At 72.7% G+C, this 18,436-nt stretch carries 15 protein-coding genes; 9 read left to right on the forward strand and 6 right to left on the reverse strand.

All coding sequences use genetic code 11. The features are described 5' to 3' along the window. Positions 1-116 precede the first annotated feature (116 nt). Positions 117-2,015, reverse strand: coding sequence for a phosphatidylglycerol lysyltransferase domain-containing protein (locus tag STSP_RS26265; protein ID WP_078067521.1), 1,899 nt, complete (start codon positions 2,013-2,015; stop codon positions 117-119). 232 nt (positions 2,016-2,247) lie between these two features. Between STSP_RS26265 and STSP_RS26270 the strand changes: the two genes are divergently transcribed. Together STSP_RS26270 and STSP_RS26275 are read left to right on the forward strand one after the other, a co-directional pair. Further along, complete coding sequence (locus tag STSP_RS26270; protein ID WP_067282958.1) at positions 2,248-3,387, forward strand: alpha/beta hydrolase; 1,140 nt, start codon at positions 2,248-2,250, stop codon at positions 3,385-3,387. 569 nt (positions 3,388-3,956) lie between these two features. Further along, positions 3,957-5,261: a hypothetical protein gene (locus STSP_RS26275; RefSeq protein WP_067282961.1), complete on the forward strand. Its 1,305-nt coding sequence runs from the start codon at positions 3,957-3,959 to the stop codon at positions 5,259-5,261. Positions 5,262-5,345: 84 nt separating this feature from the next. On the opposite strand, the gene STSP_RS26280 is transcribed toward STSP_RS26275, so the two are convergent. Both STSP_RS26280 and STSP_RS26285 read right to left on the reverse strand, forming a co-directional pair. Further along, entirely contained in the window at positions 5,346-6,641 is a 1,296-nt protein-coding gene (locus tag STSP_RS26280) for a PH domain-containing protein (protein ID WP_067283027.1), read from the reverse strand. 113 nt (positions 6,642-6,754) lie between these two features. Further along, positions 6,755-7,294 (reverse strand): PH domain-containing protein, encoded by a 540-nt coding sequence (locus STSP_RS26285; protein WP_067282964.1) that lies wholly within the window; start codon positions 7,292-7,294, stop codon positions 6,755-6,757. Positions 7,295-7,325: 31 nt separating this feature from the next. On the opposite strand from STSP_RS26285, the gene STSP_RS26290 reads away from it, so the two are divergent. Further along, positions 7,326-8,477 (forward strand): NADH-quinone oxidoreductase subunit D, encoded by a 1,152-nt coding sequence (locus tag STSP_RS26290; RefSeq protein ID WP_067282967.1) that lies wholly within the window; start codon positions 7,326-7,328, stop codon positions 8,475-8,477. Positions 8,478-8,536: 59 nt separating this feature from the next. On the opposite strand, the gene STSP_RS26295 is transcribed toward STSP_RS26290, so the two are convergent. Continuing rightward, positions 8,537-9,562: an SAM-dependent methyltransferase gene (locus tag STSP_RS26295; protein WP_067282970.1), complete on the reverse strand. Its 1,026-nt coding sequence runs from the start codon at positions 9,560-9,562 to the stop codon at positions 8,537-8,539. 118 nt (positions 9,563-9,680) lie between these two features. Between STSP_RS26295 and STSP_RS26300 the strand changes: the two genes are divergently transcribed. Both STSP_RS26300 and STSP_RS26305 read left to right on the forward strand, forming a co-directional pair. Continuing rightward, complete coding sequence (locus STSP_RS26300) at positions 9,681-10,895, forward strand: sensor histidine kinase (RefSeq protein WP_067282973.1); 1,215 nt, start codon at positions 9,681-9,683, stop codon at positions 10,893-10,895. 81 nt (positions 10,896-10,976) lie between these two features. Further along, positions 10,977-11,660, forward strand: a complete 684-nt coding sequence (locus STSP_RS26305) for a response regulator (protein WP_067282976.1) — start codon at positions 10,977-10,979, stop codon at positions 11,658-11,660. Positions 11,661-11,717: 57 nt separating this feature from the next. Here STSP_RS26305 and STSP_RS26310 read toward each other — a convergent pair whose 3' ends face one another. Continuing rightward, positions 11,718-12,830: a DUF5937 family protein gene (locus tag STSP_RS26310; protein ID WP_067283029.1), complete on the reverse strand. Its 1,113-nt coding sequence runs from the start codon at positions 12,828-12,830 to the stop codon at positions 11,718-11,720. Between the two features lie 321 nt (positions 12,831-13,151). Between STSP_RS26310 and STSP_RS26315 the strand changes: the two genes are divergently transcribed. After that, on the forward strand, positions 13,152-13,370 hold the full coding sequence (locus STSP_RS26315; protein ID WP_067282979.1) for a hypothetical protein: 219 nt from the start codon (positions 13,152-13,154) through the stop codon (positions 13,368-13,370). Here the strand turns inward: STSP_RS26315 and STSP_RS26320 are convergent. Next, positions 13,360-14,514 (reverse strand): threonine aldolase family protein, encoded by a 1,155-nt coding sequence (locus tag STSP_RS26320; RefSeq protein ID WP_067282982.1) that lies wholly within the window; start codon positions 14,512-14,514, stop codon positions 13,360-13,362. The genes STSP_RS26315 and STSP_RS26320 overlap by 11 nt on opposite strands. Positions 14,515-14,677: 163 nt before the next feature. On the opposite strand from STSP_RS26320, the gene STSP_RS26325 reads away from it, so the two are divergent. The 3 genes from STSP_RS26325 to STSP_RS26335 form a co-directional block, all read left to right on the forward strand. Beyond that, on the forward strand, positions 14,678-15,613 hold the full coding sequence (locus STSP_RS26325; RefSeq protein WP_067282985.1) for a Rossmann-like and DUF2520 domain-containing protein: 936 nt from the start codon (positions 14,678-14,680) through the stop codon (positions 15,611-15,613). Beyond that, positions 15,610-16,608: a pantoate--beta-alanine ligase gene (panC, locus tag STSP_RS26330; RefSeq protein ID WP_067282988.1), complete on the forward strand. Its 999-nt coding sequence runs from the start codon at positions 15,610-15,612 to the stop codon at positions 16,606-16,608. The genes STSP_RS26325 and panC overlap by 4 nt, the downstream gene beginning before the upstream one ends. A 38-nt stretch (positions 16,609-16,646) precedes the next feature. Next, positions 16,647-18,436: L-aspartate oxidase (locus STSP_RS26335; RefSeq protein WP_067283032.1), on the forward strand; the 1,790-nt coding region annotated here is incomplete at its 3' end.

Genomic DNA, 18,436 nt, shown 5'->3' on the forward strand with positions numbered 1-18,436 from the left:
GGCGCGGCTTTCCGCCTCCGGCGGGGGCGTTCGGCCGCTCCGCGACCTGCGCCCGCGCGCCCCATTTCCCCGCCTCCGGCAGGACGTATCCGGCCGCTTCGCGGCCTGCGGCACATCTAATGTGCCGTCCCTACCTTCCGGCTTCCCTCCACTTCCGCCCCGTGCGCGCACTGCCGCCGCGTCTGTGCGCCGATCCGTGCCAGGCGCGGCAGCCTCGGTGTCACGAAGCCCTCCGCCTGCAGCGCGGCGAAGCCGATGCGCGGGAGGTCCCGGGTGTTGCGGAACACCACGAACCTCGGCTCCCAGCGTGGCTGGAACTTCTCGTTGAACTTGTACAGCGACTCGATCTGGAACCAGCGCGAGAGGAACACCAGCAGGCCGCGCCAGGCGCGCAGCACCGGGCCCGCGCCGAGCTTCTCGCCGCGCGAGAGGGCCGAGCGGAACATCGCGAAGTTCAGGGACACGCGCGCGATGCCGAACTTCGGGGCGGCCTGCAGCGCCGCCACGATGAGCAGTTCGTTCATGCCGGGGTCGGCGGCGCGGTCGCGGCGCATGAGGTCGAGCGAGACGCCGTCCGTACCCCAGGGGACGAAGTGGAGTACGGCCTTCAGGTCGCCGTACGGCCCCGGCACGTCGTCGGGCTTGTGCGCCGTCGCGATCAGGCAGTCGCCGTCGGCCAGGTCGCCGATGCGCCCGAGGGCCATGGAGAACCCGCGTTCGGTGTCGGTGCCGCGCCAGTCGTCGACGGCTCTCCGGATCCGGTCCAGCTCCTGTTCGCCGAGGTCACGGACGCGTCGTACGCGGGTCTCGTAACCGGCCCGCTCGATGCGCCTGACCATCTGGCGCACGTTGCGCATGGCGCGTCCGGAGAGGGAGAAATCCGCGACGTCCACCACCGCCTCGTCGCCGAGTTCGAGCGCGTCCAGGCCGGTCTCGCGGGCCCACACCTCGCCGCCGGTCTCGGAGCAGCCCATGACGGCGGGTGTCCACGAGTGGATCTTGGCCTCGTCCATGAAGCGTTCGATCGCGCCCGGCCAGGCCTCGACGTCGCCGATCGGGTCGCCGCTGGCGAGCATGACGCCGGACACGACGCGGTAGCAGACGGCGGCCTTGCCGCTGGGCGAGAAGACGACGCCCTTGTCGCGGCGGAGCGCGAAGTGGCCGAGCGAGTCGCGGCCGCCGTGCCGGGCGAGCAGCTCGCGCAGCTGCGCCTCGTCGTCCGCGGTGAGCCGCGCGACCGGGTGTTCGGGACGGAACGCCAGGTAGATGGTGGTGATGGCGGTGAGCAGGCCGAGGGCGCCGAGCGAGTACCCGACGGTCCATGACGTACTGCCGGTGTAGTCGACGGGGCCCTCGAAGCCGAAGAGGCCGTACAGGACGTGCTCGAGACGGGCCGCGAGGCTCGGGTCGCCGACCGTCTCGCCCGGGTGGGCGCTGACGATGACCAGGCCGAGGCTGAGTGAACCGGCGCCCATGAGGACGAAGTTGGCGAGTGCGAGCCAGCGGCTGCGTGGGTCGGGCAGCGCGGCGAACTCGTCCCGGTGGCGCAGCAGCAGCGCCAGCAGCACGAGCGAGATCAGGACGCCCACGATGGAGTGGCGGTAGAGGAACTGCGCCACGGCGCCGGCCGGCAGCAGCCCCACGGCGGCCCGCCAGGCGCGCCGCTTGTGACGCCGCAGCCCGTGGGCGAGGAGCAGCAGCAGGATGCCCGCGCTGAGCGAGAGGGCGGCGGCGAACGGGCCGAGCGCGCCCGGCAGCACCTCCGCGATGGCGTGCATGCGGCTGTGCCGGAAGCGCGGGAAGACGCCGGCCGCGACGTCCACGAGTCCCACGAACGTACAGGCCCGGGCGACGATGGCGGGAACGGCTTCGGGGCGGGGGCCGCGCAGTATGCGCCGGGGTCCGATGCGCCCGGGTCCGGTGTGCCCGGGTTCGATGTGCCGGAGGCCGCCCGAGGCTGCGGGAGCCGAGTTGCCGCGAATCGTGCCGCCGTGCACGGCACCGTCAGGAGTCATGCCCGATATTTCCTATCTATCCTGAGCGGGCATCGTATCCCGTAGCTCTGCCAACGCCCTGAATCCGGACGCGTCCAGGCCGTGAGACCCGGAGTGGAACCGGTGCCCCGCGAGGGCGCGCCCTCTATGACGGTGCACCGAAGGGACAGGTTCACCCACGGAAGGGCAACAGGCGGAAAAGCAACGGCAAAGGTATGGAAGGCGCACTCCACCGGGACGTAGGACGCACCCCATGGGACTTACGAGCGGCACCGTGATGGCGCTGTCGGCACTGCTGGCGGTGGTGCTGTTCGCCGGCACCGTCTGCTTGTGGCCGTGGCTGGCGGGACGTACCTGGCGGGCCGTCACCGGCCGTGTCGCACTGCTGCTCGCCACACAGCTCGCGATCTTCGTCTCCGTGGGGCTCGCGGCCAACCGGGCGGGCGGGTTCTACGCGTCCTGGGCCGATCTCCTGGGCAGGGAGCAGGGTCAGGGCGTGGTCGTCGACCACACCGCGAGCGGTGCGAGCGGCTCGATCCGTGTGCTCGGCACACAGCAGCTCGGCACACAGCAGGGGAACGTGCCCGGCGGCTCCCGGCCCTCCGTCGGCGGCCAGATCCAGAAGATCGGCATCGTGGGCGGCGAGTCGCACATCGCCACGCGCGCGTACGTCTATCTGCCACCTGAGTACTTCCAGCCGCGTTACCGGAGCCGCACCTTTCCCGCCGCCGTCGTCCTCACCGGCTACCCGGGCACCGCCGAGTCGCTCATCAGGAACCTGCGCTATCCGCAGACGGCATACGAGCAGGCCCGGAACGGGCGGATGCAGCCGATGATCCTGGTGATGCTGCGGCCGACGGTGGCGCCGCCGCGGGACACCGAGTGCGTGGACGTGCCCGGCGGTCCGGCGACCGAGACGTTCTTCGCCGAGGACCTCCCGAACGCCGTCTCGGGCCATTACCGGGTCGGCCGGAGACCCGGCGGCTGGGGCATCATCGGCGCGTCCACGGGCGGCTACTGCGCGCTGAAGATCGCCCTGCATCATCCCGACGCGTATGCCGCGGGGGCGGGCCTGTCCGCGCACTACAGGGCGCCGGTCGACTTCACCACGGGTGATCTCTTCCATGGCGACGAGGAGCTGAGGAAGCGCGCCGACCTGATGTGGTACCTGGACCACATGCCGGCACCCCGCACGTCCCTGCTGGTCACCACCAGCCGACACGGAGAGGCCAACTACCCGGCCACCATGAGGTTCATCGACAGGGCGAGGTCGCGGCCGCCGACGCGGATCTCGTCGATCACCCTCGGGACAGGCGGCCACAACGTCAGCACCTGGCGGCGCGAGATCCCGCCCGCGCTCGTGTGGCTCAGCGGTCGGCTCAGCGCGGGGTGAGGTGGGGAAGGGCGTCGTCGATGTCGTTCGCGAATAGGCCGCGAAACTCACGGAATTCCTCATGCGGAAGGGAAACGGAGTGCAGGTGCTTCCGGGCGGCGGCGCGGTAGACCGGAACACGTTCGCGACGACCGGCGAATTCGCGAAGAAGCACAACCCGGGATGCTTTCGGTCCGGGAAGTCGGGCCTGAAGGTCAAGATCGCTGCCGGGGGAATGCGAGAGGCGGCCCTCACGTCTCGTATGCGCCTCGTGTGCGCCTCCGTATGGGCCTCGCCCCGTGCACGTGACAGTGGCCGAGGCGGCGGGATGCGTGCGGCGGGATGCGCGTGGACGGGGGTGGACGGGGTGGATGCGAGGGAACGCGGGTGGATGCCGTGGCACCGAGATAGTCGGCGTACTAGGGGAGTTGACCGAAACACTCACGACGGCGATATCCGGAGTCCAAGCGGCCGATCAAGAGCTGATCACGAGCTGATCGAGAAGGGGGCGCACAACGGTCGCCATCGGCCTACCAGGTTTTTGCCCGCCGGGGCACCATCATTCGCCTACGCGCGGTAAGTTTCTGGCCATGCCACGTGGACGTCACCGCCATTCACCACCCCTGCACAGGCTGTTGCCACCCTCGACCATCGCAGGCGCCTCCCTCGTCTGCGCCGCGGGCGCCTGGCTGTTCACGGAGCCCGTGGTGCTCCGCGGGCTGGCCGGGGCCGCCGCGGCCGTTGCCGTCGTGGGTTCGGTCGTCATGCGCCGCTGGGACCGGCTGGCGGGCAAACGTGTCGCGGAGCTGACGCGGGCGCGCAAGAGCGACGAGTGGCGTTACGAGGAGCGGACGGCCGAGCTCGAGTCCGACCTCGACGAGTCGCGCGAGCTGCGCCTCAAGCTGGAGCAGAAACTGCGGGCGAAGCGCGCCGAACTGGCTGCGCTGCGCACGGAGCATGCGGCGCTGCTGCGGCGATACGCGAATGCGGAGACCGAGCGGGCCTCGGCGCTGGAGGGACGGCGGCTGCTCGCCATAGAGGCGGCGGCCCCGGCACGGGCGTTGCCGCCGGCGGACGGGCCCAGGGGAACCGGCATGGAGCCCGTCTCCGCGGTCCCCGCTCGTACGGCTGCCGCTTCTCCGGCCCCTGCTCGTACGGCTGCCGCTCCTGCGGCTCCCGCCCCCGCTTCCGCGGAGTCGGCGTCCAGCGAGCGCGCGTCCGACGAGCCCCCTGCAGGCGCCGGGCCTGAGTCCGCCGAGAGCGTGGCCGCGGCTTCCGGACCTGTGGCGCCGAGCCCGGACCTCTTCCTGCGCGCCAACTCGGCGCTGGACCGCCTTGCCCGGGGCGGCGGGTCGGCGAAGGCGGCCCCGGCCGAGCACACGGCCCCGGCCCAGCACGCAACAGTGACGGAGCACGCGGCAGTGACGGAGCCCGCCGCCGCGGGGAAGAGTGCCGCGGCGAGGGAGAGCGCCGCGAAGGAGAGCTCCACCACGGGCGAGAGCGACGCCCCAGGGGAGGGCGAGTCACAGGGGAAGGCCTTGGCGGCCGTCGAGCACGCGCGCGCGGCCGCCACGCCCAGGGGCCACTACCTCGTGCCGACGGCAGCGGCGGTCGTACCGCCCGCGCCGGTGCGACGCCGAGAGGTCGAGGGAAGCTTCGACTTCTTCGGTACCGGCAAGAGCACGACTCCGGCTGCCCTCGAAGCGGTGCAGAACCAGGATCTGGCGGACGTCGTGGGCGAGGAGGTCCTCGCGCTCCACAAGGCGGAGGCCGAGGCCGAGTTCAAGCCGGCCGCGGACAACGGACGGGCCGTCGGCCAGGTCATCGACCTGACGGAGCACGACGAGACCGAACAGATCGACGTGGGCGACCTGAGGTCGGCCCTGCAGGCCTGACGGCCGATGGCGGCCGGGGCGGAGCCTGGCCCCGTAGCCGTAGGGACGGCAACTTGACCCCGTAGCCCGTAGGGACGGCGGCCCTCAGGCCATCCACCGGTCCGGGCGGGCCTCTCGGCGGCCCGTCCGCGATCGGTCAGCCTGGGCGTGGAGGAGGTCCGCCGCCTCGGCGGCGTCGCGGAGGCGGGCGGTGACCGTCTTGTTGGCGCCGGTGTCCACGTGGACGTCGGCCAGCGACCTGGCACGCTGCCAGGGCCCCTGAGCGAGCCGCACGCTCTGCACCTTCGCGTGCGGCACCAGCGACAGACTGCGGCGGAGCAGCCCGCAGCGCGAGGCGAACACCGCGCCCGTGACCGCGAGACCGTGACCGCGCCACCAGAACGGGGCGCACCAGCGCGCCCGGATCGGCGGCCGGGACAGCGCGTCCGGAACCGTCACGCCCGGCAGGATCCGCGTGATCACCGTCTCGGCGACCTCCCGCGGGGCCACCGGAACCAGTACGGAGTTGGACGAACCCGCCACATCCAGCTCGACGCGCACCCAGCCGCGCCGCCGCCACAGCAGCGGCTCGACGATGCGGACGGTCTGCACCCGTCCCGGCGGCACCGTCTCGTGCGTACGGTCGAGCAGCCCGTGGTCGATGCGGAGCCCGTCGGGGGATTCGGCGACCGTCCAGTCGTACTCGCCGATGAACCGGCCCACGCTGTTGGTCCCGGCCGCGCCCAGCAGCGGCAGCGCCGTGGCCAGCACCGTCCACAGGTTGTGGGTGGCCATCCAGAGCAGCGGCGGTACGACGAGAGCGGCCGCCAGCATCGCCCAGGGCGCGCCGGTGAGCAGCAGCGACACCGCGAGCATCCGCGGCGGCACGTGCACCAGGCGCTGTGCCGGGGCCTCGCCGACCTGGTGTGCGGTCTCGGGCGCGAACCCGGCGGCGCGGGCGAGGAGTTCGGCCCGGAGGGCACGGGCCTCCTTCTCGCCCAGATACGCGAGTTCGTCCTTCTTGTCGGTCCCTATGACGTCGAGTCTGAGTTTCGCGACGCCTACGAGGCGGGCCAGCAGGGGCTGCGTGACGTCCACGGCCTGGATCCGGTCGAGGCGGATGTGGGCGGTACGGCGGAACAGCAGACCGGTACGGATGCGCAGTTCCGTGCCGGTGACGGCGAAGTGGGTGTACCACCAGGTCAGAAAGCCGTAGAGGGCGGCGACCGGGATCAGTACGGCCAGGCCGAGCAGCAGCGTGAACGTGGTCAGCTCGGTCAGCCGCCGCTGCGCCTGGTCCGGGTCGTGCACCGCCCACCCGGCGACGACGGCGATCGGCGCCCAGGCGCGCCGCAGGGGTGTGACGGGGTGCAGCCGCCGCTCGACCACGACCGCACTCAGGGGTGCGCCCGCGGCCTCGTCGACGTCCGCGACCTCGCCTCCGACCGCGACCTCGCCGGCGCCTCCACTTTCCCCGGCGCCCGCGCCAGGGCCTTGGCCCGTGCCCCCGCCGTTCACAGGCCTGCCGATCGTGCTTCGCCCAGTTCCGTGAGGCGGTCGCGCAGGCGTTCCGCCTCCGGTGGGAGCAGGCCGGGGATGCGGGCGTCGGAGGCCGCGGCGGCCGTGTGCAGTTGGACGCTGGCGAGGCCGAAGCGGCGCTCGACCGGGCCCGATGTGACCTCGACCAGCTGCATCCTGCCGTACGGCACGATCGTTTCCTCCCGCCACAGCACACCCCGGCTGATCAGCAGGTCGTCAGCCCGCTCCGCGTACCGCCACGAGCGCCAGTTGCGTCCCAGCATCGACCAGCCCCACACCAGCAGCGCGAACGGCACCAGCGCGAAGGCCGCCCAGCCGGGGCCCGCGAGCAGTCCCGGCAGCAACCCGGCCGCCACCGTCAGCGGCACCAGCCACACCACCAGCAGCAGCCGGCGCATCCGCAGCAGCCCCGGCGGCAGCCCGGTCCACTCGGGCTCCGCCCCCGCCTCCACCGCCCCCACGGCCTGCACGCCGTCATCCGTGCCCCCGACTTCTGCCCCACTCCCCGTCTCCATGCAGCAAGCGTACGTACGAGAGACTGTCCCCATGACTCCTACGACGGAGACCACGATCGGCATCGGCGGCGCCGCCGAGAGCACCGACATGGTGCTCAACATCGGGCCTCAGCACCCGTCCACGCACGGTGTGCTGCGCCTGCGGCTCGTCCTGGACGGCGAGCGGATCCAGCACGCGGAGCCGGTCATCGGCTATATGCACCGCGGTGCCGAGAAGCTGTTCGAGGCGCGCGACTACCGGCAGATCGTCGTGCTGGCCAACCGCCACGACTGGCTCTCCGCGTTCTCGAACGAGCTGGGCGTCGTGCTCGCCGTCGAGCGCATGCTCGGCATGGAGGTCCCGGAGCGCGCGGTGTGGATGCGCACGCTGCTCGCCGAGCTGAACCGGGTCCTGAACCACCTGATGTTCCTCGGGTCGTACCCCCTCGAACTGGGCGGTATCACCCCGGTCTTCTATGCGTTCCGGGAGCGCGAGGAGCTCCAGGCCGTGATGGAGGAGATCTCCGGCGGCCGGATGCACTACATGTTCAACCGGGTCGGCGGCCTCAAGGAGGACCTGCCCGCCGGCTGGCTCGGCCGCGCCCGGCACGCCGTCGCGGACGTCCGCTCCCGCATGGACGTGTACGACCGGCTGGTCCTCGGCAACGAGATCTTCCGCGGCCGCACGCGCGGCGTCGGCGCCCTCACGCCGGAGATCGTCCACGCGTACGGCGTGAGCGGGCCCCTCGCCCGTGCCTCCGGTGTCGACTTCGACCTGCGCCGGGACGAGCCCTACCTCGCGTACGGCGAGCTCCAGGACACCCTCGAGGTCGTCACCCGCCAGGAGGGCGACTGCCTGGCCCGCTTCGAGTGCCTGCTGGAACAGACGCACAACTCGCTCGACCTCGCCGACGCCTGCCTCGACCGCATGGCCGAGCTGCCCCCCGGTCCGATCAACCAGCGCCTCCCGAAGGTCCTGAAGGCACCGGAGGGACACACGTACGCCTGGACCGAGAACCCCCTCGGGATCAACGGCTACTACCTGGTCAGCAAGGGCGAGAAGACCCCGTACCGGCTGAAGCTCCGTTCCGCCTCGTACAACAACATCCAGGCGCTCACCGAGCTGCTGCCGGGCACGCTGGTCGCGGACATGGTGGCGATCCTGGGGTCGATGTTCTTCGTCGTCGGCGACATCGACAAATAGCGCAATGAGCGACACAGCATGTAGCGACAATTAGTGACACATAGGCCGGACGGGCCGGCTCAGCTGCCGGTGTCCGGTGCGTCGAGCAGGTCCGCCGGCACGCCCACCGGCTGCAGGAGCCAGCCGAAGTCGCCGAGGCCGCCGGACGCGGTGAGCTCGGCGGCCGCCCCCGCCTCCGCGAGGGCCCGCACGTACGCCGCCGGGTTCGACGAGGCCAGGGACAGGGTCGGCCTCGCGCCCGTCACGCCCAGCGCCCGCAAGGCCGCCCGCTGGGTGACGATTCGGGCCCCCGGCAACGCGCACGCGTCCAGGCACGCATCCAGGGCGACATGCGCCGTGATGTCGCAGGAGCCGTCCGGCACCGGCGCCGTCTCGCGGCCCTCGCGAAAACCGGTCAGCGTTCCGAAGGGCGGCCGCGCGGCCCTGACGTGGGCGTAGTCGACGGCGACGGCGAGCCCGCGGGCGAGTGTGCCGACGGCGGCGGCCCACGCGTCGTCCCGGGGATGGCCGATCTCCGCGCGCAGGCCGGGTTCCGGCGCCGGCGGCCACCACCGCGCGAGCCACTCCGCGTCGCGGCCGCCGACCGGAGCCCCGAGCGTCTCGGTGCCGTCCGCCCGTACGAGGACCAGCCGCGGCACTCCGTCGGGGTCCGTCTCGGCGACGTCGAGCGGAACGTTGTCGAGCCACTCGTTGGCAAACAGCAGCCCCGTCACGTCCTGGGGCGGTTCGGCCAGCCACTCGATCCGGTGGTCGAGCCCGGCCGGTCTGGGCACGGCCAGCTCGACCGCGTACGCGCGCGTGCGGGCGGCCACGGCGGCGGGCAGCGCCGCGAGGACCCCTGCCACGAGCTCACCGCGGCCCGCGCCCATGTCGACGAAGGCCAGTTCCGCGGGTCGCCCGAGCGCCTCGTCGACCCGGCACAGCAGGCGCCCCACCGCCTCGGCGAACAGCGGCGACGCATGCACTGACGTGCGGAAATGGCCCGCGGGGCCCTCCGGCCCGCGGTAGAAACCGGCAGGCCCGTACAGCGCCTCCGCGGCGGCCTCCCGCCAGCCGCGTCCGTCCTCGTCCTGCTCATGCGTCACGGCGTCAGGCTATGCGCAGGAGCCACAGGCACCTCCACCTTGGGGAGTACAAGCCGGGTGTGGGGATCGAACCTCCGGTTGACCCCTGCACACTGCACGCTTCCCTACTCTGGGTGACGTGCAGCGCGTCTACGACTTCTTCCGCAGGCACCCGACATGGGTCGACGGCTTCTGGGCCGTCGTCCTCCTCGGGCTCGCCGGCGTGACCTACGTGCGCGCCCTGGAATCTCCGCTGGAGAAGAACCCGCCCGTCGCGTACGCCCCGATCGCGCTGGCCCTGTGCCTCGCCGTCGCCCTGCGACGCCGCATGCCCGAGAAGATGCTGCTGGTCGCCGCCGCTGCGGGCATGGCCCAGCTGGTCCTGGACGTGGAGGTGATGCCGGCCGACTTCGCGATGCTGGTGGCCATCTACACCGTGGCGTCGGACGGCGAGCGCTGGGCGTCCCGCTTCGCGCTGGTCGGGGGCCTGTTCGCGGCGCCCCTGTCCCAGCTCCGCTGGCCGGAGGAGAGCGTCAGCGGCGCCGGGCACGTGCTCGTCACGGTCTTCCAGACCGTGCCCTTCGTGCTGGCCTGGGTGCTCGGCGACTCCCTCCGCACCCGCCGTGCCTATCTCGCCCAGCTCGAGGAGCGCGCCGCCCGACTGGAAAAGGAGCGCGAGGCGCAGGCCAAGGTCGCGGTCGCCGCCGAGCGGGCCCGTATCGCCCGGGAGCTGCACGACGTCGTCGCGCACAACGTGTCCGTCATGGTGGTACAGGCCGACGGCGCCGCGTACGTCATGGACACCGCTCCCGACCAGGCCAGGAAGGCCCTGGAGACGATCTCCGGCACCGGCCGCCAGGCGCTCGCGGAGATGCGGCGGCTGCTCGGGGTGCTGCGCACCGGGGAGCACGAGGAGAGCGGCGAGTACGTGCCGCAGCCCGACGTCGAGCAGATCGAGGACCTCGTGGAGCAGGTACGCACCGCCGGCCTGCCCGTGGACTTCAAGGTCGAGGGAACCCCGCGCCCGCTCCCCAGCGGCGTGGAGCTCACCGCGTACCGCATCGTGCAGGAGGCGCTCACCAACACCCGCAAGCACGGCGGCCCGAACGCCGGTGCGAGCGTGCGGCTCGTCTACTTCGACGACGGCCTGGGGCTGCTCGTCGAGGACGACGGCAAGGGCGCCCCGCACGAGCTGTTCGAGGAGGGAGGCGCCGACGGCAAGGGACACGGCCTGATCGGCATGCGCGAACGCATCGGCATGGTCGGCGGCACACTGGACGCAGGGCCGCGGCCCGGGGGAGGCTTCCGGATCAGCGCCCTGCTGCCGCTCAAGCCCGCCAACTGGCACGGTTGACACGTTTGTCTGTTTGCAGGTCCTGCTCTTCCGTCTCTTTGAGATCCACCCTCCTTTGAGCTCCACGAAGGGACTCACCCCATGCCGCCGATCCGCGTGATGCTCGTCGACGACCAGGCGCTGCTGCGCACCGGTTTCCGCATGGTGCTCGCCGCCCAGCCGGACATGGAGGTCGTCGCGGAGGCGGGCGACGGCGTAGAGGCTCTTCAGGTGCTGCGGTCGACCGCGGTCGACGTGGTGCTGATGGACGTGCGCATGCCGAAGCTGGACGGCGTGGAGACCACCCGCCGTGTCTGTGCGGACGGGCAGCGCGATGGCGCGCCGAAGGTGCTGATCCTGACCACCTTCGATCTCGACGAGTACGCCTTCTCGGCGCTGAAGGCGGGCGCTTCCGGATTCATGCTCAAGGACGTGCCGCCCGGCGAGCTGCTGGCCGCGATACGTGCCGTGCACAGCGGCGACGCCGTCGTCGCGCCGTCCACGACGCGGCGGCTGCTCGACCGTTTCGCCCCGATGCTGCCGACGGCCGGCAAGGAGCCGCGGCACAAGGAGCTGGAGCGGCTGACGGACCGCGAGCGCGAGGTGATGGTGCTGGTCGCGCAGGGCATGTCGAACGGCGAGATCGCGGCGCGGCTGGTCCTGTCGGAGGCGACGGTGAAGACACACGTCGGCCGCATCCTCACCAAGCTCGGGCTGCGCGACCGGGTGCAGGTGGTGGTCCTCGCGTACGAGACGGGGCTTGTGCGGGCCGGCGGCGGGTCCTGACTCAGTCGGTCCCCTGCTCGGCCCAGGTCCTGCGGGGCTCGGTTCTACGGCGACGGGTCAGCGCAGGATGCCCTCCAGGAACTCACTGCCGAGTCGGGCCACCACGGTCACGTCCAGCTGGTACAGGACATAGCGGCCACGGCGCCGGGTGGTCAGGAGGCCCGCCTTCTTCAGCACCGCCAGGTGGCGGGAGACCTCCGGCGCGCTGAGGCCGTTCGCGACGGCCAGCTCGCCGGTCGTGTACGGCGCGCGGGCTATGTTGCGGCACAGACGCAGACGTATGGGGTGGGACAGCGCTTCTAGGCGCAGCTTCAACGTCTCGACCGAGGCGGGGATCGGCAGTTCGGGCGAGGCCAGGGGGTAGTGGACGACGGGCCGCCAGCCGGGGGCGTGCAGCACCAGCAGATGGGGCCAGCCGAAGTGCGACGGGACGAACGTGATGCCCGCTCCGACCGCCGGGTCCACGGCCGTCGTCCTGCCAAGCACGAGCTTGTCGACCTCGATCCGGCGGGCGTCCTCGCTCAGACTCAGCGCGGGCGACACGGCGCTCAGCGCGTCGGCGAGCCCCTTGTGGCGCAGGATCTCAGTCTTGTGCCGGGCGTCGGCGGCCAGCTGGATGCCGACGCGCCGCCAGGTGTCGGCGAAGAACGCCTCGGCGCAGTCCTCCAGCAGACGCCGCACCCAGGCGCGCACGGACGGCGGGTCCTTCAGCAGCCGCTCGGCGAAGTCCAGCTGCCGGGGGCCGCGGGTGGCGGCCAGCTCCAGCGAGCGCGCGGCGCGCCCGGCGTCCACGAGCGGTGACGGGCCGCCGTCCTGGTACGAGGCGCTGCAGGTGAACTCCAGGGCCGCCAGGACGAACCGCTCGTCGTCCATCCGGTCCAGGATGTCCAGGTCCTCGGCGAGCGTCGCCCCTGGTCTGCGGGGACCGCCGGACACGCCCGCGAACGGCATGAAGATGTCGGAGAACGTGTTGCGCCACAGGAAGTCGGCCTCGTGCAGCCGGTCGGCGAGGTCCGGCTTGAGCGAGGCGGTGGTGGCCGTCGCCCACCCGTGCAGTCCCGGGTGATGCCCCGGCTCGGCCAGGGCGTGCAGGGCCGCGCCCAGCTCGGCCAGCGGAGACGGCTCGAAGACGATCCGCTCCGGGGGCAGGCCGGCGATGTCGATGCGCACGCTCATGGCCTCATGGTGCACCCCGCCACTGACAGCGCGGCCTTCGATTGACGGCCGCCGTCAATCGAGGCGACGGAGGCCGCCGGGCAGGCGCACCCTCGGATCACCGGGCGCGCGCGGCCCCTGTTGAGCAGCGCAGGCGGGGATCGCCGCAGCGCCGGCGTGGCTTCGCCACAGCGCCGGCGGGCTTCGCCGCTTCGGGCCCGGACCGGGCCCGGGCACAGGGCCCCTGACCGTTCCGGTTCCGTACCCCTTCCCTTCTCCGTCCCCGTTCCCCTTCCCGTTCCCGTCCCGTCCCCCCTCCGAGAGAGGCGAGCCGCCATGAGCCTGACCCAGCAGTACCTGCTCGACACCTACCGTGCCCGGCAGCGGGGCGAGCCCGGCCCGCCCGCGCCCGGCAGCAAGGACTGGCAGGTCATGCGCGAGATGCGCGACTACCGCCGTTTCCGGGTCGTCGTCACCGAGCGCCCGGCCCGCGGCCGGCTCCGCGCCGCGCTGGCTCGCCGACTGCACCTGCGGCGCCCCGGCCCTAGCTGCTGACCTGGTCGGTCATCCGCTCGACGAAGTCCGCGACGGCCGCGCGGACGTCGTCCGCCGTCCACTCCAGACCGGCTGCGGCCACCGTGACCTCGGTGACCGACAGGCCTGGCACGCCGACAGGGTCCCAGAAGACCCGGAACAGCGCCGTCTTCGTCTCCTCGGCCTGCCGTACCGCCGCGTCGTTCAGGGCTTCAGCGGAGTACGGCAGCCAGACCTGGAACTGGTGCGTGTGCGGCTCCTCCGGGTGGACGCGCACCCACGGAACCCCGGCCTCCGTAAACCCCTCGCGCAGCGCCGCGGCCACCACGCGCGCGTGCGCGACGTACTCCGGCAGCCTCGGCAGCTCCCGCTCCAGTCCGGCGAGGGCGGACAGGGCGGTCGGAAACTGCTGGAAGACCTGGCCGCCGTACCGGTGGCGCCAGGCCTTCGCCTCGTCGATCAGCGTCCGGGGCCCGGCCAGCACAGATCCCCCGAGACCGCCGAGCGACTTGTAGAACGACACGTACACGCTGTCCGCGAGCCCGGCTATCTCCTCCAGCGGGCGGCCGAAATGGGTGGTGCACTCCCAGAGGCGCGCACCGTCGAAGTGCACGACCGCGTCCCGCTCCCGCGCGGCCTCGACGACGGCTTCGAGCTCCTCCCACGACGGCAGCACGAAACCGGCTTCCCTGAGCGGGAGTTCGAGCATCAGCGTCCCGAAGGGCTCCTCGAAGTCCCGTACCTCGTCGGCGTTCGGCAGCCGGGGCTCGCTCGTCGGGTGGACGGTGCGCAGGCCGCTGAGTGATTCCAGAGCGCCGCGCTCGTGCCGCTCCGGGTGCGCGAGGGGATGCAGGGCCACGACCGGGTTGCCGGTGCGCCCTGCCCAGCAGCGCAGGGCGACCTGCTGCGCCATCGTCCCGGTGGGGAAGAAGGCGCCGGACTCCTTGCCGAGCAGACCGGCGACGCGGCGCTCGAGTTCGCCGACGACGCCGTCCCCGTAGATGTCGGGGACCTCGTCGAGGTCGTATACGGCGGATGCCCTCTCCGCCAGCTGAGCAAGCTGCTCCCGGACGCTGCCCTCGAACACCATGCGGGCCAGCGTCCGCTCGGCGCCCCGCAGTGCGGCGAGGCGCCGCCTGCGCTCCTGCTCCTTCTGATCACTCATTCACCGATCATGTCGTACGGCCACGAGGACGCGCACAGCCTGTGGATAACCGGGCCGCGCGACCGGTGCGTGACACAGGAAGAACCCCCTCGAACCGATCGCGTTAGCATGACGAGAAATCGTCCGGTACCCCGAGCGGACTGGAACGGAAGGCCGTCGTCGAGTGAACACACCTCAACCGCCCGATCCGAAGGACCGCCCCGCGCGGCTCTCCGTCGGGGTCGTGGGAGCAGGCCGGGTCGGACCCGCGCTGGCCGCATCCCTCCAGCTCGCCGGGCACCGCCCGGTCGCCGTCTCCGGGGTCTCCGACGCATCGAGGCGCCGGGCCGCCGCGATGCTGCCCGACGTCCCGCTGGTGTCGCCCGCCGAGGTCCTGGAGCGGGCCGAGCTGGTGCTGCTGACCGTGCCCGACGACGCCCTGCCGGGCCTTGTCGAAGGCCTCGCCGAGACGGGGGCCGTGCGGCCCGGCCAGCTGATCGTGCACACCTCCGGGCGGTATGGCACCAAGGTGCTCGACCCCGCGCTGCGCGCCGGTGCGCTGCCGCTCGCGCTGCACCCCGCGATGACGTTCACCGGCACCCCCGTCGACGTGCAGCGGCTGGCCGGATGCTCGTTCGGCGTGACGGCGCCCGAGGAGCTGCGGCTGGCCGCCGAGGCGCTGGTCATCGAGATGGGCGGGGAGCCGGAGTGGATCGAGGAGGAGAACCGCCCGCTGTACCACGCGGCGCTCGCCCTCGGTGCGAACCACCTGGTCACGCTGGTCGCCGAGGCCATGGAGCTGCTGCGCGCCGCGGGCGTCGGGGCCCCGGACCGCATGCTCGGCCCGCTGCTCGGCGCCGCCCTGGACAACGCGCTGCGGTCCGGCGACGCGGCGCTCACCGGCCCCGTCGCGCGCGGGGACGCCGGCACGGTCGCCGCCCATGTCGCCGAGCTGCGCAAGCACGCGCCGGGTACGGTCGCCGGGTATCTCGCCATGGCGCGGGCCACCGCCGACCGCGCGCTGGCCCATGGCCTGCTCAAGCCAGAACTTGCCGAGGACCTGCTCGGGGTACTGGCCCATGGGGCGGACATCGACGGCGCCGACGGAGAGGTGCGATGACCACGCTGCTGCACACCGCGGAGGAACTGCGCGCACGCGCGCGTACCGGCCGCCGCACCGTCGTCATGACCATGGGCGCCCTGCACGAGGGGCACGCGACGCTGATCCGCGAGGCCCGGAAGCTGGCGGGCCGCGACGGCGAGGTCGTGGTCACGGTCTTCGTGAACCCGCTGCAGTTCGGCGCGGGAGAGGACCTCGACCGCTACCCGCGCACTCTGGACGCGGACGTGAAGGTCGCCGAACAGGCAGGCGCGGACGTGGTGTTCGCGCCGTCCGCGGACGAGGTCTACCCGGGCGGCGAGCCCCAGGTGCGTATCTCCGCGGGCCCCATGGGGGAGCGCCTGGAGGGCGCGTCGCGCCCCGGCCACTTCGACGGCATGCTCACCGTCGTCGCCAAGCTCCTCCACCTCACCGCACCCGACATGGCGCTCTACGGGCAGAAGGACGCCCAGCAGCTCGCCCTGATCCGCCGCATGGTGCGCGATCTCAACTTCGGCGTGGAGATCGTGGGCGTGCCGACCGTCCGCGAGGAGGACGGGCTCGCCCTGTCCAGCCGGAACCGCTATCTGTCGCCCGCCGAGCGGCGCACCGCGCTCGCCCTGTCCCAGGCCCTCTTCGCGGGCCAGGACCGGCATGCCGCGCAGGAGGCCCTCCGCGCGCGTGCCGCCCTCGCACCCACCACGCACGCGCGTGCCGAGGCGCTGAGCGCCCTCGGCGAGTCCCGTGCCGCCGCGGACGCCCATGCCGTCGCCACCGCCGCACCCGGCGGCCCGGCGGCCGTCCGCGCCGCCGCCCAGCTGGTCCTCGATGAGGCGTCCCGCCTCGATCCGCCGCTCCACCTGGACTACCTGGCCCTGGTCGACCCCTCCGACTTCACGGAGGTCCCCGACGACTTCACGGGCGACGCGGTCCTCGCGGTCGCCGCGAAGGTCGGCACGACCCGGCTGATCGACAACATCCCCCTCACCTTCGGAGCCCTCGGAGCCGCCTCGTGACCGGCACAGGAACCTCATCCACCGGGACAGGACCCGCGATAGCGCCTCCGGGCGGCACGAGCACCGGCCCGGCGCCGGGCGCCACCGGCATACGGCTGCACGCGCCCGCCCCCGGCTGGTCCCTCACAGCCGACGTCGTGGTCGTCGGCTCCGGCGTGGCCGGACTGACCGCGGCACTGCGCTGCGAGGCGGCGGGCCTGGAGACCGTCGTGGTCACCAAGGCCCGGCTGGACGACGGCTCCACGCGCTGGGCGCAGGGCGGCATCGCGGCCGCCCTCGGCGACGGGGACACCCCCGAGCAGCACCTCGAGGACACGCTCGTCGCGGGCGCAGGACTGTGCGACGAGGAGGCCGTGCGCATCCTCGTCACCGAGGGCCCCGACGCGGTCCGGCGCCTCATCGACACCGGCGCCCACTTCGACACGTCCCCGGAGACCGGCGACATCGAGCTCACCCGCGAGGGCGGCCACCACCGCCGCCGTATCGCACACGCGGGCGGCGACGCGACCGGCGCCGAGATCTCCCGCGCGCTCGTCGAGGCGGTACGCGCGCGTGGCGTGCGCACCGTCGAGAACGCGCTGGTCCTGGACCTGCTGACGGACGCCGAGGGCCGCGCGGCCGGTGTCACGTTGCACGTCATGGGCGAGGGCCAGCACGACGGCGTGGGCGCGGTGCACGCGCCCGCCGTGGTCCTCGCGACCGGCGGCATGGGGCAGGTCTTCTCGGCGACGACCAACCCGTCCGTGTCGACGGGCGACGGCGTCGCGCTCGCGCTGCGCGCCGGAGCCGAGGTCAGCGACCTGGAATTCGTCCAGTTCCACCCCACCGTGCTGTTCCTCGGCGCCGACGCGGAGGGCCAGCAGCCACTGGTCTCCGAGGCGGTACGCGGCGAGGGCGCACACCTCGTCGACGCGGACGGCGTGCGCTTCATGGCCGGACAGCACGAACTCGCCGAGCTCGCGCCCCGGGACATCGTCGCCAAGGGCATCATGCGCCGCATGCAGGAACGGGGCGCCGAGCACATGTACCTGGACGCCCGCCACTTCGGTGCCGAGATGTGGGAGCAGCGCTTCCCGACGATCCTCGCGGCATGCCGCGCCCACGGCATCGACCCCGTCACCGATCCGGTCCCGGTCGCCCCGGCCGCGCACTACGCCTCCGGCGGCGTCCGCACCGACGAGCACGGCCGTACCACGGTGTCGGGCCTGTACGCGTGCGGCGAGGTCGCCTGCACCGGCGTCCACGGCGCCAACCGCCTCGCCTCGAACTCCCTCCTGGAAGGCCTGGTCTACGCGGAGCGCATCGTGGCCGACATCGCCGCGGCGGCCCGGGAGAACAGCCTCCACGCGCGCGTGCCGACCCCCGTGGAGCACCCCGAGACGCCCGCGCACCCGCTCCTCGCGCCCGAGGCCCGGTTCGCGATCCAGCGCATCATGACCGACGGCGCGGGGGTCCTGCGCTCCGCGGAGTCCCTTGCGCGCGCGGCCGATGAGCTGCAGCGGCTGCACTCCGACGCGAAGGACGCCCTCGCCGAGAACGGCAAGACCGCCGAGCCAGGCGTCGACACCTGGGAGACGACCAACCTCCTGTGCGTCGCCCGCGTCCTCGTCGCCGCTGCCCGCCGGCGCGAGGAGACCCGTGGCTGCCACTGGCGCGAGGACCATGCCGACCGGAACGACGACGTGTGGGGCCGCCACATCGTCGTACGGCTGAACCCGGACCGGTCGCTCGACGTGAGTACAACCGAGAGTGCCGCGTTTCCCCCGACCCGGCCCGGCCGGCCGTCGCCGCTCGCGGAGGGCTCCCCGGCCCCCGCCCCGGTCCAGTC

This window comes from Streptomyces jeddahensis (assembly GCF_001642995.1).
GTDB classification, from domain to species: domain Bacteria; phylum Actinomycetota; class Actinomycetes; order Streptomycetales; family Streptomycetaceae; genus Streptomyces; species Streptomyces jeddahensis.